Here is a 25,321-nt window from a genome sequence, read left to right as displayed (position 1 = left end):
ATATGTGAGAGAAAACCTCTTCATTAAACCTTGCAAGCTTAACCGCAGGAACCGCAGTTTGACGTAGTGCAGGAACCACATCCACCGGAACCGCCTGGGGTTGACGGCCTCCTAAAGGTAGAAAGCATTTTTTTTACCTTTCCACTACAGGAGGGACACTTGAAACTGGAACCGTCCTCTCCCAGCTTACAAAATTTTTCAATTTTTTTTTCGCATTCCTGACACTTAAATTCATAAAGCGGCACTCTAATCCCCTCCGAATTATAAATTAAAGTTGCGTCTTACAGCTGAACAAATCGTGTAGAGAGAACAGCTTCCAGCTTGGATATTTTGCTCAGCACATCATCTGTTATGGGACAGTCCACCTGAAGCACCATCACAGCCTCTCCACCAATGGAAGCCCTTCCCACCTGCATGCCGGCAATATTGACGTCATTGTTTCCCAGGGTAGTGCCCACTCGGCCGATAACCCCTGGCTTATCCACATAGGTGATGACCATCATGTATTTGGAGGGAACTACTTCTATATTGAACCGGTCAATGTGTACAATACGAATATCGTTTTTGCTAAACAGAGTTCCGGCAATGGTTTTGGTCTCTTCTTTAGTCTTGACTCTAATAGTTATCAAGTTGGTAAAATTATCCACCGTCTTGCTAATAATTTCAGTAACCTTCATGCCCCTCTGTTCGGCAATGGCCGCAGCATTTACATAGTTAATATTCATATCCCCCAGCATAACCTTCAAAAAGCCGATGAGAAGAGAAGTAGTAAGAGGCTGTACTGGATAATTGGCAATTTCACCACTGTAAATAACCTCAATGGTTTCAATTTGTCCATTATACACCTGAGTATAGAAACTTCCCATAATCTCCATCAGAGGAATAAATGGTTTCACATCATGCAGAGTTTCCGGCGGAATAATGGCCACATTGACGGCAGTAGAAACAGGCTGTCCCAATAAAGCGTTAACCATCTGCTCTGCCACCAGTACCGCTACACCAATCTGAGCTTCCTTAGTAGAAGCCCCCAAGTGCGGAGTTACAATCACGTTGTCCAATTCCAAAAGTATATTATTTACTGCCGGCTCCTCTTCAAATACGTCTAAAGCTGCCCCGGCAATTTTCCCACTTTTTACAGCTTCATAGAGAGCCTGCTCGTCAATCAGTCCACCCCGGGCACAGTTAATAATCCGGGCGCCCTCCTTCATCATAGACAGCTCCCTTTCACCGATAAAGTGATAAGTTTTGCTGGTCTTGGGAGTGTGCAGGGTTAAAAAGTCTGCCCTTTTAATAATTTCATCTGGCTCACAAAGAGTAACTCCAATCTTTTTAGCCCTCTCTTCAGAAATATGGGGGTCATACCCCAAAACTTCCATCTCAAAAGATTTAGCTCTTTTCACCACTTCGCTTCCAATCCTACCCAGGCCAAAGATCCCCAGAGTCTTCTTAAAGAGTTCTACCCCTACAAACTGGCTCTTTTTCCATTCATTGCTTTTAAGGGAAATGTTTGCCTTTGGAACGTTCCTGGCCAGAGCCAACATCATGGCCACAGAGTGTTCAGCAGTAGCAATGGTATTGCCCTCGGGAGCATTTACTACCATAATACCTTTTTGTGTTGCTGCCGCAACATCAATATTATCAACTCCAACCCCTGCTCGCCCTATTACTTTTAAATTCTTACCTGCATTAATAATTTCTGCGGTAACCTGAGTCTGACTTCTTACGATAAGTCCATCATAATCAACAATAGCTGCCTTTAGCTCCTCAGGTGTATGGTCTGTCTTTACATCTACCTGAAATTTCTCCCTTAATTTCATAACCCCCAGGTCAGAAATGGGATCACTTACTAAAACCTTCATTTATCTTTCCCCCTCCAAATTAATTCTTTCCTTCTAAAAATTAAAAAAACCTCCCTAATCACAGATGAGAGGATTCCTCAAAACCCTTTTAACATTTGTTACAAAAATAACTATGTACTGCCCTACCCCATGCTGCAGTGTGATGAGGCCTTAACAACAGCTTATGATTTGCAGGATAATGGCAGGTTGAGGAGCAACCGTCTCGACAACAGCTATTGTTTTTTGTACAATGAATACTACATTTTTACATATTAAACCTACCTCATAATGTTTAAGGCCTAAAAGAAAGAATAATGTTGATTTAACAACTATTTTTTTCTTTTTTGCTAAAATAAATATATCACAAGTAAAACCTATAAGCAAGTTATTATTCAGTCTCTTTGATGAAATATTTAAAAAGATCCAGCATTTTGGAGTCCCGAACCCACATGGTTTCCGGGTGCCACTGCACCCCCATTACCAGATTTTCCCCGGTTCCCTCCAAGGCCTCCACCAGACCATCGGAGGCATAGGCACAGGAGATAAGTCCCTTACCTAGTTTGTTTATCCCCTGATGATGAAAACTGTTTACTCGATGGCTTTCCTGGTCAAAAATAGAAGCTAATCGACTGTGAGGGGTAATATATACCTTATGAGTGGGATACCAGCGGGGTGCATCCTGCATATGTTTTATATTCTTTTTCTTCCTCAAACCAATGTCCTGATAAATAGAACCCCCGGCAGCCAGGTTAATCATCTGCATCCCCCGGCATATACCCAAAATTGGGAGATTCAAGTTCAATGCTTCTTCCGCCAGGATTAATTCCAGATAATCCCGAGGAGGTTCTATTTTCCCCTGGCCAAAGACAGGTTCCTCTCCAAAAATAAATGGATCCGGATCCCCACCGCCGGACAAAATAATTCCATCAAAAAAACTAAGAATCTCCTTTATGTTTTCTATATTTTCCAGGGTAGGTATAACCAAAGGGATACCCCCCGCCGCTTCCACCACCAGAGAATACCATAAGGAAAGGCTGTTGACCCTACCCTCTTCCTGGTGAACAGAGGTAATACCAATTTTAGGCTTCTTTATATCTTTCCCCTCCCAACAGAAAAATGGTTATCATATAAATAGTTTATTTAAAAAAAAATAAAAACGTGAACAATCACGTTTTTATTTACTCTTTTTAAAAAATAATAATTAAAGAATTAAAAATCAATGAGTCCAAGACTAATTCTCAGGGCCTCGTTTACTCTTACCATAATTTTTTCATCCAAATTAGTTACTTTTTCCCGAAGCCTCTGTTTATCAATCGTTCGAATCTGTTCCAGAAGAATTACGGAATCCTTATCCAACTGGTTGTTCTTAGATTCTATTTCCACATGAGTTGGAAGTTTGGCTTTTTCGATCTGAGAAGTAATAGCCGCAATAATCACTGTAGGGCTGTATTTATTTCCTATATCATTTTGGATTACCAATACTGGTCTAACCCCGCCCTGTTCAGAACCAACTACCGGGCTTAAATCAGCATAGAAAATATTCCCCCTCTTAACATCCACCTTGTTTTCCACCATGCTCACACTCCGCTAACCATTTGTTCGGCCAGATCATCAGCTTCATTTTCTGCTTCCAGTGCTTCATTTGCCAAAGTTAAATTAAGTTGGGCCATCTCCATGTATCCTTTTTGCATTCTCTCTCTAATATAGCGTTTTTTCCTCTCGTGCAGGTACAATTTCATAGCCTCCCGGATAAATTCACTGCGGGTCCTTTTTTCAGTTGCCACAATACCATCTACCTCCTGCAGCAGGTTGCTGGGTAGACTAATCATGATTCTCCTGGTTTCTGCCAATAAAGGCACCCCCTAAAAAAGATATTAAAAGTATTTATTCGCACATATACATAATCTTATACACTCTGGAATGAAATACTTTACGATTCTATATTTCCCAAAAGAGTCCTGGTACACTTCACCCGGCCCTTTTCCAAATACACCCGGGGAACTCTTTTACTTATTGCACAGGTTACCTCATAGTTAATTGTTCCGAGCCAATGGGCTATTTCTTCCGCAGTAATCACTTCTTCTCCCTGCCTGCCCAGGACGACTACTTCTTCACCTTTCTGTATCTTTGGGTCTTCACTCCCCAAGTTCACCATCATGTGATCCATACATATTCTTCCCACTACCGGAAACCTTTTACCTTTAATAAGCACTTGTGCTTTTCCAGAGAGCAGGCGGGAATAACCGTCACCGTAACCCAGCGGAAGGGAAGCAATCCAACAATCCTCTTGGGTTACAAAGATACTTCCGTAACTAATTGCTGTCCCTGGGGGCACCTTTTTTAAAAATATTACCCTGGTTTTTAACGACATGACCGGTTTCAAAGGTACTTTTTCTCTTTGAACATCCTGGGAGGGATATAAACCGTAAAGGCTGATTCCCAGGCGTATCATATTAAAATGGGACTCCGGCAGGTCAATAGCCGCGGCGCTGTTTGCCGCATGCCACACCGGCACCTCTATTCCCTTTCCCGAAAACAGCTGCATCATTTCTTCAAATCTGGACATCTGCTGCATTGTATATGTTTTATCCCTGTCGTCAGCGGCAGCAAAATGAGTATAAAACCCTTCAATTTCAACAGAAGGAATCTGGTTTAATTCATCAATAAAGATAGTCAAATCCTCCCTGGAGCATATCCCCAACCTTCCCATGCCGGTATCCACTTTTACATGAACTTTTGCAGTTTCACTCCTTCTTAAGGCCTCCCTGGAAAGGGCCCAGGCCAGATCCAGATGAAAAATTGTGGGTATTAACCGCTGATCCAAGAGTTCTCCAGCCTGTTGAGGATGAGTATACCCCAAAATCAATATAGGCGCTTCAATCCCGGCTCTTCTCAATTCCATTCCCTCGTCAATAAACCCTACACCCAAATAATCGCAGCCGTTCTGCACCGCTGCCCTGGCCACCTCAACAGCACCGTGGCCGTATCCATCTGCTTTTACCACTGACATAATCTTAACCGACTTTCCTACTGCATCCCTAAAAGAATTTAAATTATAAGCCAGATGATCCAGGTTTATTTCTGCCCAAGTCGGCCGCAGCGAAGAAGGGAAAAGCATTCACTACACCACTCCTATAATAACGGTGAACAACGGTATATGAGGAAATAGCTGCTGCTCCGTGTACCATTATCTACTGTATTATTTATTTTATTCCACAACATATTTGATTATTCCTGCTGAGAAAGAAGTTTAATAAATACCTTTTTATACCATAGTCAATCTGTCATCCCCCAGCATAAAAGCATCATGAACAATCTCTGCCGCCAGATTGATCTTATCTTTTTTAATAAGGCATGACACCTTAATTTCTGATGTGCTGATAATTTCAATATTTATATCCTTATCCGCCAGGGCTTTAAACATAGCAGCAGCTACCCCGGGGGAATTTGCCATTCCGGCTCCAATAATGGATATCTTGGCCACATTTTCATCAAAATATATCTCCTTAGAACCGAACTGATCTGATATTTCCTTTAGAATAGACAGAGTTTTGGAAAGGTCACCCTTGTTAACAGTGAACAAAATGTCATTTTCCTGTTCCTTGCGGATGCTCTGCACAATTAAATCTACATTAATTCCCGCTCCAGCAATCCGGGTAAACACTTTAGCCGCAATTCCGGGCTTGTCGGGTACTCCGATAATAGCTATTTTTGCTAAATCTACATCACAAGCAATTCCGCTGACTACGAACTTTTCTTCCATAGACGTTACCTCCCTGATCATCGTTCCCTCTTCCTGGGAAAAACTGGAACGGACATGTATTTTCACACCAAAGCGCTTGCCAAACTCTACCGCCCGGGGATGCATCACCTTAGCTCCCAGGTTGGCCAGTTCCAGCATTTCATCATAGGATATATAGGGAAGTTTTCGGGCATCTTTCACCATGTTGGGGTCTATGGTATAAATACCACTTACATCAGTATAAATCTCACAGACCTCCGCTTTCAGAACTGCCGCCAGAGCTACAGCGGTAGTGTCTGAACCGCCCCTGCCCAGGGTTGTAATTTCCCCTTGTTGATCTGCTCCCTGAAAACCGGCTGCAACCACTATTTTCCCCTGGCTAAGTTCCTCCATTATGCGCTCCGGGTTGATATCCAAAATCTTTGCCCGGCTGTGATTAGAGTCTGTCAATATGCCCGCCTGCCTACCGGTCAAAGAAACAGCTCTAGCCCCTATAGACTCCAAGGCGGCACTCAAAAGGGAAATAGTAACCTGCTCCCCTGTGGACAGCAGTACATCCAATTCTCTCTCCGGTGGATTTTCAGACAAATCATAAATCATTTTAACCAAATTGTCGGTAGTTTTTCCCATAGCTGAGACTACCACTACCACCTGGTTACCCTCCTGCTGAAGCTTATAGAGCTTTTGGGCAATTTTTTGAAGCTTGTCCAAATCAGCCACGGAAGTTCCACCGTACTTTTGTACAAATAGAGCCATAGAAACTGCCTCCTGAGTAGTTATTTTTTTTGGAGAAAATAGTCCAACAGCTGCACTCCAGAGAAAAATATGTTTTGAGCCGCTGCCGCTGTTTCCTCATGAAAACCGTTAGTAGTCCCTTCCTGGTTTTTCCTGTGATCATATAATAAAAAGGGCACCGGCTCAGCCGTATGTGTTTTCAATGCCAGGGGGGTGGGATGATCCGAAAGAAACATGATTCTAACGTTCTCGAAGCCCTCCAGATTATTAATAATTTCCCCTAAAACTTTTTGGTCAATCTCCTCTATGGCCCTGATCTTAGTCTCCAGGTCTCCCTGGTGACCTGCTTCATCGGGGGCCTCTATATGAATGTAAACATAATCATTTCCATCCTTTAACTCCTGCAGTGCAGCCCGGGCCTTTCCAATAAAATCCGTATGAATATTTCCCGTAGCTCCGGGGACTTCTACCACCTTAAGCCCCGCACAAATTCCGATTCCTTTAATAAGATCCACCGCAGAAATTACTGAACCCGTAAGTCCGTATTTCTCTTCAAAGGGTGTCAGTACAGGCTTTTTCCCCTGCCCCCAAAACCATAGGCAGTTAGCGGGGTTTAAGCGGCGTCTTTCCCGATCCTGGTTTACCGGATGAGCAGGAAGGAACGAATCCGCCGCCTTCATGAGCTGCATCAGCTTTTCCTCTCCCCGGGGAAGATAAGAGCCAATTTTTTTATCAGAAATATCATGAGGAGGGGTAAGATTAACTTCCTCAGCCCCTCCTTTCCATACCATCAGGTGCCGGTAGCTAATTCCAGGGTAAAATATTATATTCTCGCACCGAAGATTCCGGTTTACCTCTTCTATGAGTTGGGAAGCTTCTGAAGTGGTTATCTCCCCAGCACTGTAATCCACCATTACTTTTTGAGCAAAATCCTGCTCTTGAGATAGCGTAACCAGGTTGCAGCGAAAAGCCACGTCCTCTTCCTCTAGAGCTACCCCCATACTCACCGCTTCCAGAGGTGACCTCCCGGTGTAATAAATTTCAGGTTCATATCCCATAACTGAGAGGTTTGCCACATCGCTTCCCGGAGGATAACCTTGGGGCACGGTGGCAACCATGCCCACCTCCCCCTTTCGGGCTAAAAAATCCATGTTAGGGGTCCGGGCCGCCTCCAGGGGAGTCTTATTCTCCAACGCTTCTATTTTATAATCGGGCATTCCATCACCCAATACCACAATATATTTGCATTTACTCATCACGTAAACCTCTATACTTTCTTATTCTCATTTCTTATGCTCCGCTTTCCACCCGGATCACCTGACTGATTTCTTTAATACAGGACAAAGCCTCTATCTTACGAAGAGCGTTGAAAAAATACTCCTCTTTAATGTGATGGGTAACCATCACTACCTCCGCTGTATCCTCTACTTTTCTCTTCTGGATAATCATGTCAAGACTTACCTTTTCCTCTCCAAATAAACTGGACAGGCTGGCGAAAACCCCTGGTTGGTCGATGGCTTTCAACCGAAGGTAAAACTTTGATGTATGACTGCTCAAATGTTTAACAGGCTTAGGAGCAAATTCCACTTCCATCATATCATTATCCACCTGGTGATTGATCAACCGGGCCGCCTCAATAATATCCGCCACCACCGCACTGCCTGTAGGCATCTGTCCGGCGCCCCTTCCATATAACATAATCTCTCCTACAGCGTCCCCTTCAAGAAAGATGGCATTAAACTCATAGTTGACTGCCGCCAGAGGATGATTTTGGGGAATCAAGGTAGGATGAACCCGAAGCACTATTCCCTCCTGCTCCCGGTCACCGATGGCCAGAAGCTTCAATGCATAACCCAATTCCTCTGCATAACGAATATCCCTCAAGGTAACCTTATCTATACCCTCGGTGTAAATACTGTCCATCTCAATGGAGGAATTAAAAGCCAGTGAGGCCAGAATAGCCAGTTTGTAAGCAGCATCCTTGCCCAACACATCAGAACTGGGGTCCTGTTCAGCAAAACCTTTTTCCTGAGCTTCTTTCAGTGCATCCCCATAGCTCATCTCCAGGGTGGTCATTCGGGTTAAAATATAGTTGGTGGTACCATTGATGATACCCATAATTTTTAATATTTTATTGGCCGCCAGACAGTGTTTCAATGGGCGGATTATAGGAATTCCCCCGGCCACACTGGCCTCATAAAAGATATTAACTCCGTTTTCAGAGGCCAGTTGAAACAGCTCCTGCCCATACTGAGCCAGAAGGTCTTTATTGGCCGTAACCACGTATTTCCCCTTTCTCAAAGCCCTCTTTATTAAGTCCCTGGACTGATCTACCCCGCCCATTACCTCTACTATTATCTGAATATCGGGGTCAGCGATAATATCTTCTGCATCCAAAGTCAGCTGAACTCCCTCCAGCCCTGCTGCCCTATCCTTATCCAGGTTTCGCACCAGCACCTTTTTAATCTGCAGCCGGGTTTTAATTTTTCCCTCAATTTCAGCACCATTATTTTTAATAATGTTCATGACTCCGGAACCTACTGTGCCGCATCCCAGCAAACCAATATTTATAATATCTTTTACCATTTTTGCTCCTCCATTTTTTTAAAATTAAAGCTCTTCTTTTTTTAGAATTATTCTGCATAGCTTCGAAAATTTCCTGTTTTCTTAATTAAATAAATAAAAAACACGGATTATCTCCGTGCACAAGGTTTAAAAGGTTTAATCGCATAGAGAAGAGGCGACTTTTACCATTTGTACGGGTTCCAGCTCCCCAGTGATTATATATATTTGTTCCTGGAACTGCCAAAAAAGGGTATTAATACCTTGGTCCTCCCGTATAAAACCGTAATCATCCCCTACGGAAACCCTTTCGGCCCCCACCGCATTCACCCCGGCAGCAGTCTCCACCAGTTCCCCCTCCCTATTCACCGGTCCATTTTGTATCAGAGAAAACTGACTTAAACCCCGGTAATGAAATATCACCGACCGGCAGCCGGGCTCCTCACTCATGGTAATCAGGTCTAACTGCACGCCTGAGGGCAGGTAAGATGGTAGTTTCAGTGGAAAATCCACGGCCTCTCTTACTTCCTCCATTGTGAGGGACAGTGCCTGGCACTGAGCTTGAGCCTCCTCCCAGGAGAAATCCGATTCAAACAGTTCAGGGCTAATATCATTATTTATAACAATCTCCTGATAACGGAACTCACTTACCTGACTTCCCTGGTCGTCATAAACCTCAATTAGAAAGGGTACCAATTTCTTTTTTTCCAGCCATATTATTTCCTTAAACCAGTGAGAGGTCTGTTCCTGGGGAATAACCTCCAATATGTAAAAGTTACTGTTGTCGTGTCTTTCTTCACCGATGATAGTAAGTTCCCTGGCATTCAACAGATTGTTCCAAAAACCCGACAGCAGGAAAGGAGTATGACTTTCCTCCTTAAGCGGCTCACTAATCCGATAATAATCTTTTAATTCCGGATGATATATCCAGATGTCCTCTCCAGAACTAATAATAACCTGACGGGCTTCTCCTCCGGACATTTCCAAACGATACTTTCCCGGACTTTGAAACCACTGTTCAATGGAGTAAACCTGGAGCGCTTCAGGAGAAAAAATCTCCATTTCCATCTTTAAATGGTACGTTTTTACCCTTTCCATCCGCTTTTCTATATTTCCCTTGAGTTTTTCCGGAGACATACTGCAGCCACCTAGAATACATATACATAGAAGAACAATAAACAGCCTAAAGATTAATAGCTGCCTCTTTTTTATTATAAGAAACCTCCTTCTTCACAGTTTTTTATTCCTGCTTCTGATGGATGGCCTTAATAATATCCTGCCTGCTGATGATTCCCACCAGTTTTCGGTGTGAACTTACCACCGGGACCCGGTTAATTTCCTTTTCCACCATTAGGGTAGCAATATCATCTAGAGGAGTATCCTCCTGCACAGAAATAATTTTAGTGCTCATAATATCAGCCGCCTTGATGGCCACCATCTTTTTTAAATCCTTCTCAAATTTCGTAGGGTTGTTAAAATAAAATACTCCCCCCAAAATTTCAACAAATGCGGGAATTTGAAATTTTTTGCCCTGATAAATCAAATCTCCCTCGGTAATGATTCCAAGAACCCTGTTGTCATCACTGACCACCGGCACTCCCCCTATGCCGTTTTCCAATAGAACATTGGCCACCTCCTGCACTGTATCATGCTCTTTAACCGTAATCACCTTTTTTTTCATAATATCTTCTGCCTTCAAGTGCTTACACCTCCGCTTTTATTCATTCTAAAATTTTTAATATATTATAAGCAATATTTTACCTCAAATCACGGTTAAAGTAAAAAAGTTTATCTACTATTTCTTCCGGCAGATTTAACAGGGCATTTAGAGTGTTGGGAAGTTCATTAATCAGGTCTCCCGCCGTCAGGCCCGCCTCACCAGTCACCCGGGCCCTGCGGTCCCCGGCCAATCCATGCAGGTAAACCCCCACCACGGCAGCATCACCGGGGGTAAGCCCCTGGCCAATAAGACTGGTTATCAATCCTGTGAGCACATCTCCTGTGCCCCCACTGGCCATCCCGGAATTACCGGTAATGTTTATAAATAACTCCCCGGTGGGAAGGGCCACAACAGTCCTGGCCCCCTTTAAAACAATAGTTACCCCCCAGGTCTGGGCAAAATGTCCTGCTGCCTGAAGCCGGCCTTTTTCTACATCCTCCACAGTCCGGTTCAAAAGCGTGGCCATTTCTCCTGGATGCGGAGTAAGCACCAGAGGCTGTTTACACTCTTTCAGCAGGTATTTATCCCTGGCCAGGAGAGTAAGCGCCCCGGCATCCAATACTAAAGGAACGGGAGTGCCCTGAAGGATGCCCGCCAACAATGAAAAAGCTTCTCCATCGGGGTAAATACCGGGGCCAATTCCTGCAGCATCACAGCTTTCTAGAAAAGTAAGCACTGGATCTAGAGCCTTAGAAGAAAGACCTTGGTCTAAAGTTTCCGGTAAGGGGTAAGTCATCACCTCCGTCAGCTTTGCCTCTAAAACAGGATTTAGCCCCACAGGAACTCCCACCGTAATTAATCCTGATCCACTGCGCAGAGCCGTTTCACCCGCCATAGCCACCGCACCGGTAAATCCCGGGGAACCTCCCAGAATCATCACTCTCCCGTAGGTACCCTTGTGAGAATTGGGTTTTCGCTTGGGCAAAAGCTGCTGCACCATCTTTTGTGTAATCAGATTTACTTTAACTTCCCTATCATCCATCAATTCCTCAGGAATGCTGATAGCCCCTACTATAACTTCTCCTGCATATTCAGCCCCGGGATAAAGGAACAAACCCTGTTTAGGCAGAGCAAAGGTAACTGTTTTTTGGGCCTTTACGGCCCTACCTAAAACTTCTCCCGTATCCGCATGAATGCCTGAGGGGATATCCACAGAGATAACTTTTCTGCCGGACTGGTTCAAGCATTCAATAGCTTCCCTCATAAGCCCTCTTACCTGGCTGACAGCACCTGTTCCCAATAAAGCATCTACCACCAGCTTGGCATGAAGCAGTTCCCTTTCCAGGAAAAGTAGGTCCTCCTGTTCTATTATATGTATTGTGTTAACTCCCATATTCTTTAAAACCATAAAATTTGTCCGGGCATCTCCCCGGTATTCTTCCTCCGAAGAAAAAGAAAATACTGGCACCTCAAAACCCAGGTTGACCAGGTGCCTGGCGATCACAAACCCGTCTCCTCCGTTGTTACCCTTTCCAGAGACCACCACCACCCTGCTTCCAGGAGCAACTCCCATCTCCATGATAGCCTCCACCACCCGAAGGCCGGCATTTTCCATCAGAACAACTCCTGGAATTTCATACTGCTTTATTGCCCGGGCGTCCATCTCCCGCATTTTTTCAGCAGTTACTATTTTCATTTTAAACCCTCCAATTCTTAAAACCTCCTAAAGAAAAACACCCTCATTGTAGGGTGTTTTTCTCTATCCGCAAGATGAACAATCACAACCGCCGGAAGAACCAGATGACCCGGCTTCCCCCAAGACCAACCCTACAGATTTCATAAGATTGCGGTTAATGGCTGCCATAAACTTTTCATAATTTTGCTTGGCCACTAAATACTCCTTAATATTTTCATTTTCAAGCATCTGATCTTGTAAACCTTTTACAGCATCAACTGCTTCCCCGGTAACTTCCTCTCCCCTTTGACGGGTCTGGTATACCTCCATCTGCTTTTGCTGAAACTCCTGTATAAGTTCTTGGGCATCTTTGTTGTTATCTAAATTATCCTGAGCTTTTTGAAAAGCCTGATACTCATCGGAATTAATTATGGCCACCCCAAAATCCTGGGACATTTCAACTGCATTCATTTTATTGCCTCCCTTTATTTTCTATTATCTCCATTTTATCAATAATATTAAATTATGGCAAACTAAAACAGTTAGAATTATTTTTTATCCTTGCTTTGATAATCCTTAATAGCGGCCTTAAGAGCATCGGCAGCCAGGTTAGAGCAGTGCAGTTTCTGTGGTGGGAGCCCTCCCAAATTATCCGCTACATCAATGTCCGTAATCTTCAACGCTTCATCTATATGCTTGCCCTTAACCATTTCCGTCAGCATGGAACTGGAGGCTATGGCTGCACCACAACCGAAGGTTCTGAAAGTTATATCTTCAATAATCCCCTGTTGGTTTACCTTTATAAATACTTTGGTAACATCCCCACAGCGCACATTGCCAATTTCCCCTGACCCGTCGGGATTATCCATATCCCCTGCATTTCTCGGGTTGTTGAAGTGCTCCATTACCTTTTCGCTGTACATTTACCTCTCCCCTTTTCCTTAATAAATAGATGACATACTTCTTAGTTTTTCCACCGATTGCCGTATCACCTGCAAAACTGTTTCTATTTCCTGGCCGGTATTATGCCTGCCTAAAGAAAACCGAATGGCTCCCCGGGCTGTCTGTTCCGACATTCCCGTGGCCAGGAGCACATGAGAAGCATTCATGGAACCTGAACTACAGGCAGACCCGCTGGAAGCGGCTATCCCATTAAAGTCCAGGCTTAAAAGCAGCGCCTCACCCTCGATATACTCAAAACTTAAATTTACATTGCCCGGCAGCCTGCGGGTGGGATGGCCGTTGAGAGTTACCGCTTCCATCTCCAAACAGCCCTGAATTAACCGATCCCGGAGAGCTTTTATCCTTTGGGTATTCTCCTCCAGTTCTTCACAGGCTATTTCCATTGCTTTTGCCATACCGATTATTCCCGGAATATTTTCCGTTCCCGCCCGGGTTCCTTTTTCCTGTCCTCCGCCCTGCGCCAGGCGCTTGACCTCTGTTCCCTCCCGAATATACAAAAGGCCTACGCCCTTGGGGCCGTAAAATTTATGAGCCGACAGGGACATTAAATCAACATTTAGTTTTTCCACATTTACCGGTATGTTTCCTACCGCCTGAACCCCATCTATATGGAATAAAATATCATTTTCTCTGGCAATACTTCCTATTTCCTCCACGGGTTGAATGGTTCCCACTTCATTGTTGGCATGCATCACTGAAATTAAGATAGTCTTTTCCCTCAAGGCCTTCCTTAATGATTCAGGATCAACCATACCATATTTATCCACCGGAAGCACCGTAACCTCAAAACCTTCTTCTTTTAGAGATAGACAGGTGTCCAGGACTGCATGGTGTTCCACCGAGGTAGTAATCACATGATTCCCCCTATCCCGCAGCGCCCTGGCCGCCCCTACAATAGCCAGGTTATCTGATTCTGTCCCCCCGGAGGTAAAATATATTTCTTCACAGCCGGCCCCTATAAGAGAAGCCATTTTTTCCCTGGCCTCCTCCACAGCTTTCTTTACCTCTCTACCAAAAGAGTGGACACTGGAGGGGTTTCCGAAACTTTCTTTTAAAAAGGGCATCATGGCCTCCAAGACTTGCCCATCCAAAGGGGTAGTTGCTGCATGATCCAGATAAATTCTATCCAAGACCAATAACCTCCTCTAAGCATTCTCTGTTAAACAAATCTCTATGACTTAATATTCTTACTGCTTATCATATCCTCTAAAGAAATATCATCTAAAACTTCATTCATTCTGTCCCTTAGCTTTTCCCAAACTCCCCGAGTTAAACATCCCTCGGTGCGCTCGCAGCAATCACTATCTGAACCCTCTGCAACGCATTCCATGGGGGCTATAGGCCCTTCTAAAACTCTGACTACATCGCCAATGCTGATCTCAGAAGGATGCCTGGCCAATGTATAGCCACCCTTCGCACCCCTGATACTGTTAACCAGGTCAGCTCTTCTCAAGTCAAGAAATATCTGCTCCAGATACTGAGGAGATATCCCTTCCCTGCGGCCAATTTCTTTAATCGGAGTTGGGCCATCTCGATAGTTTAATGCCAGGACCACCATAGCCCGTACACCATATTCTCCTTTAGTTGTCAGTTTCACTAAACACACCTCTTTTTATTGTCAAGGTATTGTCAAGGGGACGATTCTTCCGACAACCCTCCCTTGATAATTAAAATTCTTAGCATTTCTCTCAGAATTGCTGACAAAAAAAATATCCGAGTAATCTACTCTGATATTAATTAGACTATCAAAAACATTTTTAGATGTCAATATCATAAATAATATTTTTTCCCTGCCCTGAAACACTTGAGACGGTTCTCATCAATTTACTTCAGCCCACAGATCCCCTCAGATTAGGTTGTCAGAAGAACCGACCCCTTGACAACCCTTGACAACCCTAAAATCACTGGGCATAAGCCTGAGCCAGGGCATATTTGCCATCATGTGATATAGATATTAAAATCTCAGAAACCCCCATTTGTACGGCCGATAATGCAGCACGGCCACTAAGAAAAACCAGCGGCTTTCCTGTTTCATTGTTGACCACCTCTATCTCCGAAAAGCCTATCTTACCCCAACCGGCGCCCAAAGATTTCATAACCGCTTCTTTAGCAGCAAACCTTCCTGCCAGATTTGGCCAGGGGTTTCGTTTTGAGAGAATATATTCCTGTTCCTTAGAGGTTATGATACGATTTTTAAATCTTGTTGGGTATTTTTCATAAACACGCTTTATCCTATCTATTTCCACAATATCGATTCCAATTCCCTTGACCAAGGAATCCCCTCCTGCCATTAACATAAAAACAAACCCCCGTTACAGATTTCAAATATTAATTGGTAGAAAAAAATATGCTAAGAAAACTTTACCAAATTTACAAAGGTTATGCAACTTGTAATTTTAAAATCAAAATCATTCGTTATTTGGTTTGTCATCTAAGGGATTTTTTTACCAATTTAACCTCTTCAGTGAACTCGTTTCGGGGGAAATACGGGGAAATACGGGGACACCATACTGAATTATTGAAATAAAGGCAAATAAGGTAAATGGTAAATAAGGGGACAAATAATTCAGTATGGTGTCCCCGTATTCTCTCGTATTCTCCGTATTCTCACCTGATTAAAAGCCTCACCTACGCTAACGCTTAGAGGTGGGGGTCTTATACCCTAAAAAAAAGAGATAAATAGTAAAAGGCCTTTTTAAGAAAATAGCTCCTTAAAAGACCTTTTTAAAAACTTTTAGAAACCTGGAAGCTTTAAAAGTTTGATTTCTCAGGGAATTGTGTTGAAATAAAAAATTTGCTGTAAAAAATATTTAAACATTACTGAAGAGGTGTTTTTTCCGTAGCTTTACGATTACCAATCTTATCCTGGTCAAAAACATGTTCAATTCCTCGAACCAGGGTATCATCCTCCAGAACGCTGTATAGATGGTACGCCAGGTCTTCTCGATTCAGTAGAACCTCCTCCAGGGCTTCAACAGTTCCAAAATCCTGCAGATCATGAGCCCGTTGAATTTGTTCCCTCATTTTTTGCTGTAATTTCATTTCATGTTCCAGGTCGTTTCTCAGCATATCTCTCATGGTATAACGACCTTCGGCTTCATGCTTGATGTAAGACATCTCATGCTGTGTTACCGGATGAGCGGTGGAAATTCCACCCAGGCGAGCAATTCTCTCACCAATTTTGTCTATATGCTCTACTGTTTTTTCGACATGTTCATCCAACAAGTGGTGCAGGGAAAGAAAAGATTCGGGGCCCTCGGTAAGCCAGTGGTGTTTATTATACTGATGAAGGGCTACATGTAGAGCACAGTTGTGCTCATCTAGTTTCTGAGCCATTTCTAACCTTATATCATGAGTAAGACTTATCCCAGAACCCTTTACGGTCTGTGGTTCCTGCCTTTTTACCATGGAATGATTGGGTTTCATGCCCGGTAAGTTCATTTTTTCCTTTTCCTTATTTATGTCTAAATGATCCATTTTATTTCCTCCTATATAAAGTTCTTTTTCTTAGTATTTTATTTCGACAAATAATTATGTGCGAAAATAGTGTTTTATATTTTAATTTCTTAAAACCTGAAACAGAAGAATTTTTTTAATTTTCAGATATTTAAAATATTTAGAATATTTATATTTTTGCGAAGTTTATAACAAAAAAGGTTTTTTACATGTTGAAATCGAAAATAAAATATACCAAAAGCTTTTCATAGATTTGTGTTTCAAATCCATTCTAACATTAGAGAATAAATGATTAGTTTTTGTAATTTTCTGAATATTTTCCAGGTATCTTACTATCCGCTAAATATCTAAAACCTCTATATCCGCTTTCTTTTTTTAAATCAACATTGTAAGTTTTAAAATATAAATCCAGGGGGTGATTAATTAGGGATTTTTCAGGTTACATTTAGGAGTTATTATTCATGTAAATTGTAAAAAAGTTTTATTAATAATATTAATATTGCAAATATTGTATTATTTTAACTAAAAAAGGAGGTGCCCTTGGAAAATTACGGTTTTTAATGATAATTCAGCAAATTACACAGGCTCGCTGCAGTCACACTTTTTGGCGTTATCAGGGTCCTTATAACCTTACTTTATAAGATATTTTAAAATCGTTTATGTATAATTTTACTGCAGAGTGATAAGCCATACTTAAAGCATTGCTGCAGGAAAAGTATTACTTATTTACTTACCTAAAAAGAAGGAGTGAAAATATGTCTAAAACTCAAGATGTAGGTAACAGGGGATGGATTGTCGCTATGGCAGGGATGGGTGTAAACCTGGCCCTGGGGGTACTTTATTCTTGGGGTGCTTTCCAGGGAGTTCTAGTTAACGATCCTTACAGCTGGACAGCAACCCAATCCCAAATCCCTTATATGATCGCTTGTTTTATTTTTGCAGTGTCTATGGTTCCAGGTGGCAGTCTTCAAGACAAGATTGGCCCCAGGACAGTTATTGTCTCAGCCGGTGTACTGGCCCTGATAGGTATGGTCTTATCCGGATATTTAATTACCCCTGTGGGATTGTCAATCTCTTTTGGTATCATTTTCGGTCTGGCCATGGGCTTTGGCTACGCTGCCCCGACTCCTGCAGCCGTAAAGTGGTTTGGCCCTCATAAAAGAGGCCTCATGTCTGGTATTGTGGTCAGTGGATTCGGGCTGGCTGGTATCTATGTAGCTCCCCTGGTCAGGTTCCTCCTGGCACAATACGGCCTATCACAAACCTTTGTCATTTTAGGTGTTGCTTATGGTATCGTCATTGTGGTACTGGCTCAGTTTATATCTAACCCCCCCGTAGGCTTTGTTCCAGAACCTCCTCCCAAAAGCATTGCCCATAAGTATGCAGCTAAGGCCAAGGGTGTGGTTGTGGATTGGGAATGGAAACAAATGGTCAAAACTCCTCAATTTTTTGGATTATGGGCCATGTTTTGTATCGGCACCTTTGCCGGTCTTCTTATTATCGGCCAGCTGCGTTCTATTGGAGTAGAGCAGGCAAACCTGTCTGAGAACCTGGCTTTTTGGCTTATTTCTATGTATGCCCTATTTAATTGGGGCGGACGAATCGGCTGCGGCATTATTGCCGATAAACTGGGGGCCAAAAACTCTTTAGTAGCAATGTTTATCCTGCAAGTTATTGTTTTTGTCGTATTTGGAACCTTTACCACCGCAGTCCCCTTGTTTATTGGTACCGCTTTGGTTGCCTTTGCTTTCGGTGGAATGCTCACCATATTCCCGGCCATTACAGCTAACTACTTTGGCATTAAAAACCTGGGTGTTAACTACGGATTGGTTTTCACCGCCTGGGGCGGCGGCGGCGTCTTCGGCCCGCTGGTAGGAGGAATCGTTCGGGACATGACCGGTGCTTATGGCTTAAGTTATACAATTTCTGCTGTACTCAGTATTGTCGGTATCATTCTGGCTGTAACTATGAAAGCTCCCAAGGAGATTCATGAAGATGCACCAATACCCGCTAAGACTGGTAAAGCTGTCAAAGCCCGATAACTTGGCATCCTAACTTCATGGGTTAACAAAGAAGAGAGCATCGATTAACCGTAACAGAGAATATTTTTTTAAAAAAGCCGCCGAGTTATTACATCCCGGCGGCTTTTTTATCTCTTTTTATTAAGTATAAGACCCCTACCTCTAAGGGTTAGCGTAGGTGGGGCTTAAAAACTGGTGGAGTAGAGTCTTCACCAGATTCCCCGGTGTTTTTAGCTTGTTGAAACGAGTTCACTATTATAAATACTTACCTTTTAATTTGTCTGGAGTGATATTACATTTACTTACTACATTTTTAATGCTCTTTACTGGAATAATATATCTTTAGATGGAGGAATCTACATGAAATTAATAGTAAACGCTGACGACTTTGGTTACGACCCAGGAATCAATAAAGGTGTTATTCATGCCTTCCGAAAAGGAATTGTTACCAGCACTACCATAATGGTAAATCAACCATACTGTGAAGAAGCTGCTAAGTTGGCAGCACAGGAACCGGAACTGGGGGTAGGACTCCATGTAAATTTAACCCGGGGCAGGCCGGTTTCCTCTGCGGAGAATATTCCAGGACTCTTGAGCGAAGCAGGGATATTCTGGGAACCTGATAGTTTTTACCAGCAAAAAGTTGAAAAGAGTGAGGTTCAAAAAGAAATTGCCGCACAGCTAGATAAGTTAATGAATCTGGGCATTTCTCCTACTCATATGGATGCACATCATCATCTGCATTTTCATCCGGTAGTACTGGAGGTCATGGTAGAACTGGCCGGAAAATACAGGCTTCCCCTGAGGCATGTGGATAAAAATACCTGTTCTTATTTCCAAAGGATGCACATCCCAACTCCAGACTTCTTTGTTTCCAGCTTTTTTGGGGAAGATGCAACTGTGGATAATCTTGTTTCCATTCTTACTGAGTTAAACACAGAAAGCCCCGGAAGCGCTGTTGAAGTTATGTGCCACCCGGGCTTTATTAATGATTTTACTGCAGAAAGCTCATACCAGGATCCCCGCCAAAAAGAACTGGAGGTGCTTTGCTCTAAGGAAATAAAGGAACTAATCTACAGTCTAAATATTCAACTTATTAATTTTAAAAGTCTCAATATTAATAGATGTTAGAAAACACTATTAACCACAAGTTCTGCCAGGGGAATCGTAATAAAGGCAGGAAATAATCCTAAGAGTATGCAGCAGAAGGCCAAAAACATGGCTGGATAAAGAAGCAGCGGTTTTTCTTTGGGAAGTTTTTCCTCTTCCCCAAAATCGCTATCTCCCCAAAAGGCTTTAAACACTATGGGCAGATAATAAATGGCATTTAGTATGGCACTCATTATTACTAAGGAAATAATCAGAACAGTTTCAAATCCTCCCCCTATTTCTATACTTGCCCTAAGTAAGTACAATTTTATTAAATAGCCGCAAATTGGAGGAACCCCCACCAATCCTAATGCAGCAATGGAAAAGGTAAACATGGTCCGGGGATATCTTTTCCCTATCCCCCCCAGCTGGCTGATCTTGGTCCTACCGGTCATACTGATAATAATTCCCGCACAGAAAAACAAGGTAATTTTTAAAAAGGCATGATTGAAAAAGTGAAGCATGGTTCCAGTTAAAGCGGCAGGCATCAGGAGTACAGCACCCAAAGTAAGGTAGCCCATCTGGCTGATGGTTGAATAGGCCAATCGAAGTTTTAATTGATCCTCGACTAAGGCCCTGCAGGAACCCACAATCATGGTAATAACAGCAAAAAACACTAACGCAAGATACAATCCCGAGGCAGCCACCCAGTCGGGCCCGTAGATATAATATACCAGCCGCACAATGCCAAAAACCCCGGTGTTTACTACAGCAACAGCGTGAAACAGGGCACTGACTGGAGCCACAGCCACCATGGCGCCGGGAAGCCATGGATGGAAGGGGATCATAGCAGCTTTAACGGCAAAACCCAAAAATCCTACTACAAAGGCTAGAAGCATAGTATAGCCCAAATCAACGGATAATGTCCCCAGAACCCCACCGGGGGTAAAGGTCAGCTCTGAAAGAAGACCCTGGTTTAAAAAGTTCTGTAAAATAATCACAGTATATAAAATCATGGCTCCACTGGCCACAGAATAATAAACATAATTCATGGTGGCCTTTCGAGCTTCCGCTGTCTGGCTGTGGGCTACCAATGGAAAGGTTGTAAGTGTCAGCAATTTATAAAAAATAAACAAAGTAAACAAATTTCCCGAAAAGGCAATGCCGCAGGCAACTCCCAGGTTCAGAACATAAAAAGTAAAAAAACGCCGGTGATTCAGGTGCTCTTCCATATATCCGGTAGCATAGATAATGCTTAAAATCCATAAAGAATTACAGACCAGGGCAAACACGGCGGAAAAAGCATCTGCCCGTAAAACAAACTCCGCTCCAGCCAGGCTGAAAAAAACCATTTCCATAGCGCCGCCGGCAGCAATATTTTTAAAATTAAAAAGAACCACCACAAAACTAATTAACACAGTAATAATTGCCACCTTACTTCGAGGTGCTTGCTTATCCTCCTGGATAAAACCAATAATGAAAGCCCCTAAAACAGGTACCATCACTGCCGTTAAAGGTAACCACCACAACATAACGGTCTCCTCCTTTTCATATTTCATGGCCCTTTCACTCTTTTTGAATTAAATCCTTTAATCATGCTTATTTTCAAAAAATACATAACATGACATGATAAAAAAACTTATATAATCAACTCAGCATTAAAAAAAGTTATATATTCCTAATATTCTTTATATTCCTCATTAAAACAACATTTTCCTTCCTTTATGTAGAATTCTTAATCATTCACTGACACTGAAAACAAAAAAATCCTCCCATATTTAGGAGGATTAATTATATAGACTTAACAAATATTTACCAATAGTGCTGCTGACATTTATAAGCTTCAAAAAATTATGCTTTTGCTTTCCACAGTCCGTGAATATTACAGTATTCCCGAGCTGTAAGCTGGGCTTTATCGGCGTTTACCTGAAATACTGCTTCGGGAACATCACCGGGTTTTAGAAACTGCCGGTATACTTTTCCCTTTACCATTAACTCAACCCATTCAATAAAGTGTTTTTCCTCCATGGGATGAGGTACACTTCCCACCTTAACTTTTACTTCACCGTTACTCACTTCAATCACAGGAACATGTTTTTCGTAAGAAGCATCTACCGTGTTCTCTGTTAAAAGTTCCATATTTTCTCCGCAGCAAACTAGAGTACCTTGTCCGGCATGTATAACTTCTACAATATTAGTACACACCTTACATTTATAAATCTGCAGTAATTCTGTCATTTTTATACACCTCCATTTTCAATTCTCCCTCTCTCCGGGGAGGAATTTTGGTCCTGTTGCTAACATTTTCCGGAGAAATATAGTTACTTAATAAAGAATATCAAACTGACAGATTTTATGCAAGGGTAATAATTGTGTAATCTTCTTAACAATACCTTTTAATCTTCTAAAAGCCGCCTTATTATTATATTTATATGGATTTTTAACACCCATCAGGGACTATTATGGAAGACGGTCCCTGGAAGTTTTTCATATCTTTTAAAGACTCCTCACTAATACTAACAAAATAAGGCTTTTTGCCTACCTCTATGCTTCCCATTTCCCCAGACAATCCCAACAGATGGGAGCCATTTTTAGAAGCTATTTCCAGTATTATTTCCGCGGAAAGGCCTGCCCTGGCATAATACTGCATTTCCTGCCAAAAGCCCTGCTGCCAACTCACCCCTGGAGAACCGGCATCAGTTCCAATACCCAGGGTTACTCCTATCTCTTGGGCCAGTTTAATTTTTTCCAAATGATTTTCTATAGTTTTCTCCAGCACCTCCGGCTTGACTTTACCATTAGAACCTTCCAAGCCCAAGATTTGAACCTCTTTCAAGGCTGCTGCCACCGGGGCTACGGTGGGCACCCAGGCTACTTCCTTTTCCGCCATTAGTTCCAAGGTTTGGAGAGACATAAAATAACCATGTTCCACCGTATGTACTCCCGCCTCCACCGCAATGCTCACCGCTTCATCCGAGGAGGCATGTACCATCACCGGCAGATCAAATTCCCCGGCAATCTTCACTATTTCCTTCATTTCCAATTTAGTGAATTGAGCCGGCCCGGTTTTCCCGTATTCAGTAAAGCTGACCAGTCCTGACTGCACAACTTTCAACTGATCTACCCCTGCTTTTTTAAGCAGTGCAATCCGTTGTTTCACCTCCTGAAATTCCTTGATGCCCCCCTGTCCCAAAAAAGAGCCATAGTGTCCCTCCCGGTAAAGGCCCCAACCTGTAGTAACTACTTTAGGATAAAAGCCCTTGGGATTTTTTAAATTATTACTTTGACACAGCTCTTTCGCCTGCATACCGGTATTATAATGGTCACTACCATCCCTGACTGCCGCCACCCCAGCATGAAGAATCATTTTAAGCCTCTGTATCAAAACATCATCGGACACCGGCCCGATAAACTTTCTAAAACCCAAAATCCCATCCAGCACCAGATGAACATGGCAGTCTACAAAAGCCGGCACAATTACGTGATCCGGGGGGATAACCACTTTATCCGCCCCTTGAGCTATTTCCTTACCTGCCCCCGGGGAAGGAACCTTGATGCTGTGTATTAACCCTTCCTTTATTTGAATTTCTACTGTACTATAATCTCCTCTTATATCCTTTGAATTATCTCTTACGAATCTTTTTAAAACTTTGCCCGTTATTTGCATCGGTTTTTCTTGACCCACTTTATATACTTTCAAATGTAATCCCCTCTTTCCAAGATCATATTTCATGCTTTTAGTTAATCATTCTAATAATCCAGCCCATTTTTGATTGTTTATCTTTCCAATTCGGGGTATAATAAAAACCACAACTTAGTAAAAATGACTTTTACAATATTCATTATTTCCTATCCAATGTTAAATGCTGCCTTTTATAACCTCCTCTAAGGTCAAGAACCCCTCTGAGGAGTACCGCTTTTATTAAAAAAATCTTTAAAGGAAGGTCGCCATGCTGAAAAAATTAAAAGATCCGGTGAGCGGTTTTTCCCACCTCTTTGGCGCTATCATGTCCCTGATAGGACTGGTGGTGCTGGTGTACTATGCGGCAGTGACCGCAACCCCCTGGCACGTTGTGTCTTTTTCTATCTACGGAGCCAGTCTTATCCTACTCTTCACCTTCAGTACTCTGTATCATCTTTTGTTCATTTCTGAAAAAGGGACCGACCTGCTTAGACGCATTGACCACATTATGATTTATGTGTTGATTGCCGGAAGCTATACCCCCATCTGTCTAATTCCCCTGAGAGGTGCCTGGGGATGGAGCCTCCTGGGAAGCATTTGGGGAATCGCCATTGTAGGAATCATTTTGAAAGTGCTGTGGTTCAATGCTCCCCGATGGCTGTCCACCCTGTTTTATATCATCATGGGGTGGTTGATTGTGATCGCCTTTATACCCCTGCTGCGGGCTATCCCCACTGGAGGAATTGCCTGGATGGTGTTAGGAGGAATTCTCTACAGTATTGGTGCCATCATCTACGGCACGAAATGGCCAAAATTAAATTTAAAATTTTTTGGATTCCACGAGATTTTTCATCTGTTTGTCCTGGCCGGAAGTTTTTGCCACTACTGGCTGATGTACCGTTACATCCTCTTTTTGCGTTAACAACTGCAAAAAACAGCGCCAGCTGTTTTTTTCTTCTTTCTCATTTATATTACACATTGTCTAGTTCGTCAACCATTTAGCTGCTCCCCCTTAACCTCTTCGAGCTTTAAAGAAGGAGATTCCGGCTATCTGGCAGCAGAACAGCCAGCAAGGTTACAATTTGCAAATATTGGCAGGAATTTTCTGTCCTTTATAGAAAATAGTAAAGACCCATCAAATTGGAGGTGAAAAAATATGCCGACCATAAGCTTCAATGCCCCTAAAATGACCAGGGAACAAAAAGCCGAAATAGTAGCAGAGTTCACCAAAACAGCCAGCAGGGTTACCAATATCCCTGAGGTCGCCTTCGTAGTTTATATTCACGAAATAGGCCCGGAAAATGTAGGAGTAGGAGGAGAACTTCTCCTGGAGAAAAAAAAGAGGGAAGGCACACTGTAAAAAGAGGTGAATCTTTGAAAGCTCATACGGAATACGTAACCTTTAACACCACCAAAAGAAAAGAATACATAAATATTACCCACAAGGTAGAATCGGCACTGGCCAAAAGCGGAATTCAGGAGGGCATGGTGCTGGTAGCAGCCATGCACATCACGGCGGGGGTATACATCAACGACGCTGAAGACGGTATTATCCAGGACATCGACGATATGCTGGAACGCCTTGCTCCCTATGGTCCGGACTACCGACACCACCGCACCGGGGAAGACAACGGAGATGCCCACCTTAAAAACATCCTGGTGGGCCACCAGGTGATTATCCCGGTAACGGAAGGCAGGCTGGATTTTGGCCCCTGGCAGCAGGTCTATTATGCGGAATTCGACGGCCGCCGTCCCAAGCGCCTGGTCATTAAGGTGATGGGAGAGTAAACAAAGTGCGGGGCTTCCTCTATTTCTAAAGGAAAGCCCCGCCTTTTTAAAGAACCCATATTTATCTCTTTTTTCCCCACCCGGGGAAAATTCTTTAATAGCCGTTACCG

General features: G+C 42.9%; 26 protein-coding genes. 5 read left to right on the top strand and 21 right to left on the bottom strand.

Going from position 1 to position 25,321, the window contains the following annotated elements; genetic code table 11:
• Window positions 1-38: 38 nt before the first annotated feature.
• From HUE98_RS04605 to HUE98_RS04520, 18 genes are all read right to left on the bottom strand, one after another.
• Window positions 39-245 (bottom strand): FmdB family zinc ribbon protein, encoded by a 207-nt coding sequence (locus HUE98_RS04605; protein ID WP_241422692.1) that lies wholly within the window; start codon window positions 243-245, stop codon window positions 39-41.
• A gap of 36 nt (window positions 246-281) precedes the next feature.
• Complete coding sequence (gene serA, locus HUE98_RS04600; protein WP_241422691.1) at window positions 282-1,859, bottom strand: phosphoglycerate dehydrogenase; 1,578 nt, start codon at window positions 1,857-1,859, stop codon at window positions 282-284.
• Between the two features lie 367 nt (window positions 1,860-2,226).
• A complete protein-coding gene (locus tag HUE98_RS04595) occupies window positions 2,227-2,910 on the bottom strand; it encodes a gamma-glutamyl-gamma-aminobutyrate hydrolase family protein (protein ID WP_407080301.1) in 684 nt (227 codons plus the stop codon).
• A 137-nt stretch (window positions 2,911-3,047) separates the two neighbouring features.
• On the bottom strand, window positions 3,048-3,413 hold the full coding sequence (locus tag HUE98_RS04590; protein ID WP_277623706.1) for a type II toxin-antitoxin system PemK/MazF family toxin: 366 nt from the start codon (window positions 3,411-3,413) through the stop codon (window positions 3,048-3,050).
• A gap of 2 nt (window positions 3,414-3,415) precedes the next feature.
• Window positions 3,416-3,688, bottom strand: a complete 273-nt coding sequence (locus tag HUE98_RS04585; RefSeq protein ID WP_241422689.1) for a CopG family ribbon-helix-helix protein — start codon at window positions 3,686-3,688, stop codon at window positions 3,416-3,418.
• Between the two features lie 80 nt (window positions 3,689-3,768).
• Window positions 3,769-4,956 (bottom strand): alanine racemase, encoded by a 1,188-nt coding sequence (gene alr / locus HUE98_RS04580; RefSeq protein ID WP_241422688.1) that lies wholly within the window; start codon window positions 4,954-4,956, stop codon window positions 3,769-3,771.
• 147 nt (window positions 4,957-5,103) lie between these two features.
• Window positions 5,104-6,336, bottom strand: coding sequence for an aspartate kinase (locus HUE98_RS04575; protein WP_241422687.1), 1,233 nt, complete (start codon window positions 6,334-6,336; stop codon window positions 5,104-5,106).
• A gap of 20 nt (window positions 6,337-6,356) precedes the next feature.
• On the bottom strand, window positions 6,357-7,571 hold the full coding sequence (locus tag HUE98_RS04570) for a cofactor-independent phosphoglycerate mutase (protein ID WP_241422686.1): 1,215 nt from the start codon (window positions 7,569-7,571) through the stop codon (window positions 6,357-6,359).
• A 34-nt stretch (window positions 7,572-7,605) separates the two neighbouring features.
• A complete protein-coding gene (locus tag HUE98_RS04565; protein ID WP_241422685.1) occupies window positions 7,606-8,901 on the bottom strand; it encodes a homoserine dehydrogenase in 1,296 nt (431 codons plus the stop codon).
• A 135-nt stretch (window positions 8,902-9,036) separates the two neighbouring features.
• A complete protein-coding gene (locus HUE98_RS04560; RefSeq protein WP_241422684.1) occupies window positions 9,037-10,014 on the bottom strand; it encodes a LolA family protein in 978 nt (325 codons plus the stop codon).
• A gap of 103 nt (window positions 10,015-10,117) precedes the next feature.
• Window positions 10,118-10,576 carry a CBS domain-containing protein gene (locus HUE98_RS04555; RefSeq protein WP_241422683.1) on the bottom strand — a complete coding sequence of 153 codons (459 nt, stop codon included), beginning with the start codon at window positions 10,574-10,576 and terminating at the stop codon, window positions 10,118-10,120.
• Window positions 10,577-10,634: 58 nt separating this feature from the next.
• Entirely contained in the window at window positions 10,635-12,233 is a 1,599-nt protein-coding gene (locus HUE98_RS04550; protein WP_241422682.1) for an NAD(P)H-hydrate dehydratase, read from the bottom strand.
• A 63-nt stretch (window positions 12,234-12,296) separates the two neighbouring features.
• Window positions 12,297-12,683: a YlbF family regulator gene (locus HUE98_RS04545; protein WP_241422681.1), complete on the bottom strand. Its 387-nt coding sequence runs from the start codon at window positions 12,681-12,683 to the stop codon at window positions 12,297-12,299.
• 77 nt (window positions 12,684-12,760) lie between these two features.
• On the bottom strand, window positions 12,761-13,135 hold the full coding sequence (gene nifU / locus HUE98_RS04540; RefSeq protein ID WP_241422680.1) for a Fe-S cluster assembly scaffold protein NifU: 375 nt from the start codon (window positions 13,133-13,135) through the stop codon (window positions 12,761-12,763).
• 18 nt (window positions 13,136-13,153) lie between these two features.
• Window positions 13,154-14,305, bottom strand: coding sequence for a cysteine desulfurase NifS (nifS, locus tag HUE98_RS04535; RefSeq protein WP_241422679.1), 1,152 nt, complete (start codon window positions 14,303-14,305; stop codon window positions 13,154-13,156).
• A gap of 41 nt (window positions 14,306-14,346) precedes the next feature.
• Window positions 14,347-14,772, bottom strand: coding sequence for an RrF2 family transcriptional regulator (locus HUE98_RS04530; protein WP_241422678.1), 426 nt, complete (start codon window positions 14,770-14,772; stop codon window positions 14,347-14,349).
• Window positions 14,773-15,076: 304 nt separating this feature from the next.
• On the bottom strand, window positions 15,077-15,472 hold the full coding sequence (gene acpS, locus HUE98_RS04525) for a holo-ACP synthase (RefSeq protein ID WP_241422677.1): 396 nt from the start codon (window positions 15,470-15,472) through the stop codon (window positions 15,077-15,079).
• 520 nt (window positions 15,473-15,992) lie between these two features.
• Entirely contained in the window at window positions 15,993-16,652 is a 660-nt protein-coding gene (locus tag HUE98_RS04520; protein WP_241422676.1) for a Dps family protein, read from the bottom strand.
• 734 nt (window positions 16,653-17,386) lie between these two features.
• On the opposite strand from HUE98_RS04520, the gene HUE98_RS04515 reads away from it, so the two are divergent.
• On the top strand, window positions 17,387-18,673 hold the full coding sequence (locus HUE98_RS04515) for an L-lactate MFS transporter (protein ID WP_241422675.1): 1,287 nt from the start codon (window positions 17,387-17,389) through the stop codon (window positions 18,671-18,673).
• A 339-nt stretch (window positions 18,674-19,012) separates the two neighbouring features.
• Window positions 19,013-19,783: a chitin disaccharide deacetylase gene (chbG, locus tag HUE98_RS04510; RefSeq protein ID WP_241422674.1), complete on the top strand. Its 771-nt coding sequence runs from the start codon at window positions 19,013-19,015 to the stop codon at window positions 19,781-19,783.
• Here chbG and HUE98_RS04505 read toward each other — a convergent pair.
• The 3 genes from HUE98_RS04505 to HUE98_RS04495 all read right to left on the bottom strand — a co-directional run bounded on the left by HUE98_RS04505 (window position 19,780) and on the right by HUE98_RS04495 (window position 23,441).
• On the bottom strand, window positions 19,780-21,273 hold the full coding sequence (locus HUE98_RS04505) for a complex I subunit 5 family protein (protein ID WP_241422673.1): 1,494 nt from the start codon (window positions 21,271-21,273) through the stop codon (window positions 19,780-19,782). The genes chbG and HUE98_RS04505 overlap by 4 nt on opposite strands.
• A gap of 319 nt (window positions 21,274-21,592) precedes the next feature.
• Window positions 21,593-21,979: a desulfoferrodoxin gene (locus HUE98_RS04500; RefSeq protein ID WP_241422672.1), complete on the bottom strand. Its 387-nt coding sequence runs from the start codon at window positions 21,977-21,979 to the stop codon at window positions 21,593-21,595.
• A gap of 202 nt (window positions 21,980-22,181) precedes the next feature.
• Complete coding sequence (locus HUE98_RS04495) at window positions 22,182-23,441, bottom strand: amidohydrolase family protein (protein ID WP_241422671.1); 1,260 nt, start codon at window positions 23,439-23,441, stop codon at window positions 22,182-22,184.
• A gap of 250 nt (window positions 23,442-23,691) precedes the next feature.
• Between HUE98_RS04495 and trhA the strand changes: the two genes are divergently transcribed.
• From trhA to HUE98_RS04480, 3 genes are all read left to right on the top strand, one after another.
• Entirely contained in the window at window positions 23,692-24,345 is a 654-nt protein-coding gene (trhA, locus tag HUE98_RS04490; protein WP_241422670.1) for a PAQR family membrane homeostasis protein TrhA, read from the top strand.
• A gap of 234 nt (window positions 24,346-24,579) precedes the next feature.
• Window positions 24,580-24,783 (top strand): 4-oxalocrotonate tautomerase DmpI, encoded by a 204-nt coding sequence (dmpI, locus tag HUE98_RS04485; RefSeq protein ID WP_241422669.1) that lies wholly within the window; start codon window positions 24,580-24,582, stop codon window positions 24,781-24,783.
• Window positions 24,784-24,797: 14 nt separating this feature from the next.
• A complete protein-coding gene (locus HUE98_RS04480; protein WP_241422668.1) occupies window positions 24,798-25,211 on the top strand; it encodes a secondary thiamine-phosphate synthase enzyme YjbQ in 414 nt (137 codons plus the stop codon).
• Window positions 25,212-25,321: the final 110 nt, after the last annotated feature.

The sequence above is a fragment of the Candidatus Contubernalis alkalaceticus genome (assembly GCF_022558445.1).
In the GTDB taxonomy this organism is placed as follows: domain Bacteria; phylum Bacillota; class Dethiobacteria; order SKNC01; family SKNC01; genus Contubernalis; species Contubernalis alkaliaceticus.
Note: the sequence above shows the minus strand (reverse complement) of the source record. Positions and strands in the feature narration are given on the sequence as shown.

Excerpts from the sequence above, each read along its gene's own strand:
- serA (WP_241422691.1), bottom strand. The coding sequence starts at position 1,859 with ATGAAGGTTTTAGTAAGTGATCCCATTTCTGACCTGGGGGTTATGAAA.
- HUE98_RS04590 (WP_277623706.1), bottom strand. The coding sequence starts at position 3,413 with ATGGTGGAAAACAAGGTGGATGTTAAGAGGGGGAATATTTTCTATGCT.
- alr (WP_241422688.1), bottom strand. The coding sequence starts at position 4,956 with ATGCTTTTCCCTTCTTCGCTGCGGCCGACTTGGGCAGAAATAAACCTG.
- HUE98_RS04575 (WP_241422687.1), bottom strand. The coding sequence starts at position 6,336 with ATGGCTCTATTTGTACAAAAGTACGGTGGAACTTCCGTGGCTGATTTG.
- HUE98_RS04570 (WP_241422686.1), bottom strand. The coding sequence starts at position 7,571 with ATGAGTAAATGCAAATATATTGTGGTATTGGGTGATGGAATGCCCGAT.
- HUE98_RS04565 (WP_241422685.1), bottom strand. The coding sequence starts at position 8,901 with ATGGTAAAAGATATTATAAATATTGGTTTGCTGGGATGCGGCACAGTA.
- HUE98_RS04560 (WP_241422684.1), bottom strand. The coding sequence starts at position 10,014 with ATGTCTCCGGAAAAACTCAAGGGAAATATAGAAAAGCGGATGGAAAGG.
- HUE98_RS04550 (WP_241422682.1), bottom strand. The coding sequence starts at position 12,233 with ATGAAAATAGTAACTGCTGAAAAAATGCGGGAGATGGACGCCCGGGCA.
- HUE98_RS04545 (WP_241422681.1), bottom strand. The coding sequence starts at position 12,683 with ATGAATGCAGTTGAAATGTCCCAGGATTTTGGGGTGGCCATAATTAAT.
- nifU (WP_241422680.1), bottom strand. The coding sequence starts at position 13,135 with ATGTACAGCGAAAAGGTAATGGAGCACTTCAACAACCCGAGAAATGCA.
- acpS (WP_241422677.1), bottom strand. The coding sequence starts at position 15,472 with ATGTTAATGGCAGGAGGGGATTCCTTGGTCAAGGGAATTGGAATCGAT.
- HUE98_RS04520 (WP_241422676.1), bottom strand. The coding sequence starts at position 16,652 with ATGGATCATTTAGACATAAATAAGGAAAAGGAAAAAATGAACTTACCG.
- HUE98_RS04515 (WP_241422675.1), top strand. The coding sequence starts at position 17,387 with ATGTCTAAAACTCAAGATGTAGGTAACAGGGGATGGATTGTCGCTATG.
- chbG (WP_241422674.1), top strand. The coding sequence starts at position 19,013 with ATGAAATTAATAGTAAACGCTGACGACTTTGGTTACGACCCAGGAATC.
- HUE98_RS04505 (WP_241422673.1), bottom strand. The coding sequence starts at position 21,273 with ATGTTGTGGTGGTTACCTTTAACGGCAGTGATGGTACCTGTTTTAGGG.
- HUE98_RS04500 (WP_241422672.1), bottom strand. The coding sequence starts at position 21,979 with ATGACAGAATTACTGCAGATTTATAAATGTAAGGTGTGTACTAATATT.
- trhA (WP_241422670.1), top strand. The coding sequence starts at position 23,692 with ATGCTGAAAAAATTAAAAGATCCGGTGAGCGGTTTTTCCCACCTCTTT.
- dmpI (WP_241422669.1), top strand. The coding sequence starts at position 24,580 with ATGCCGACCATAAGCTTCAATGCCCCTAAAATGACCAGGGAACAAAAA.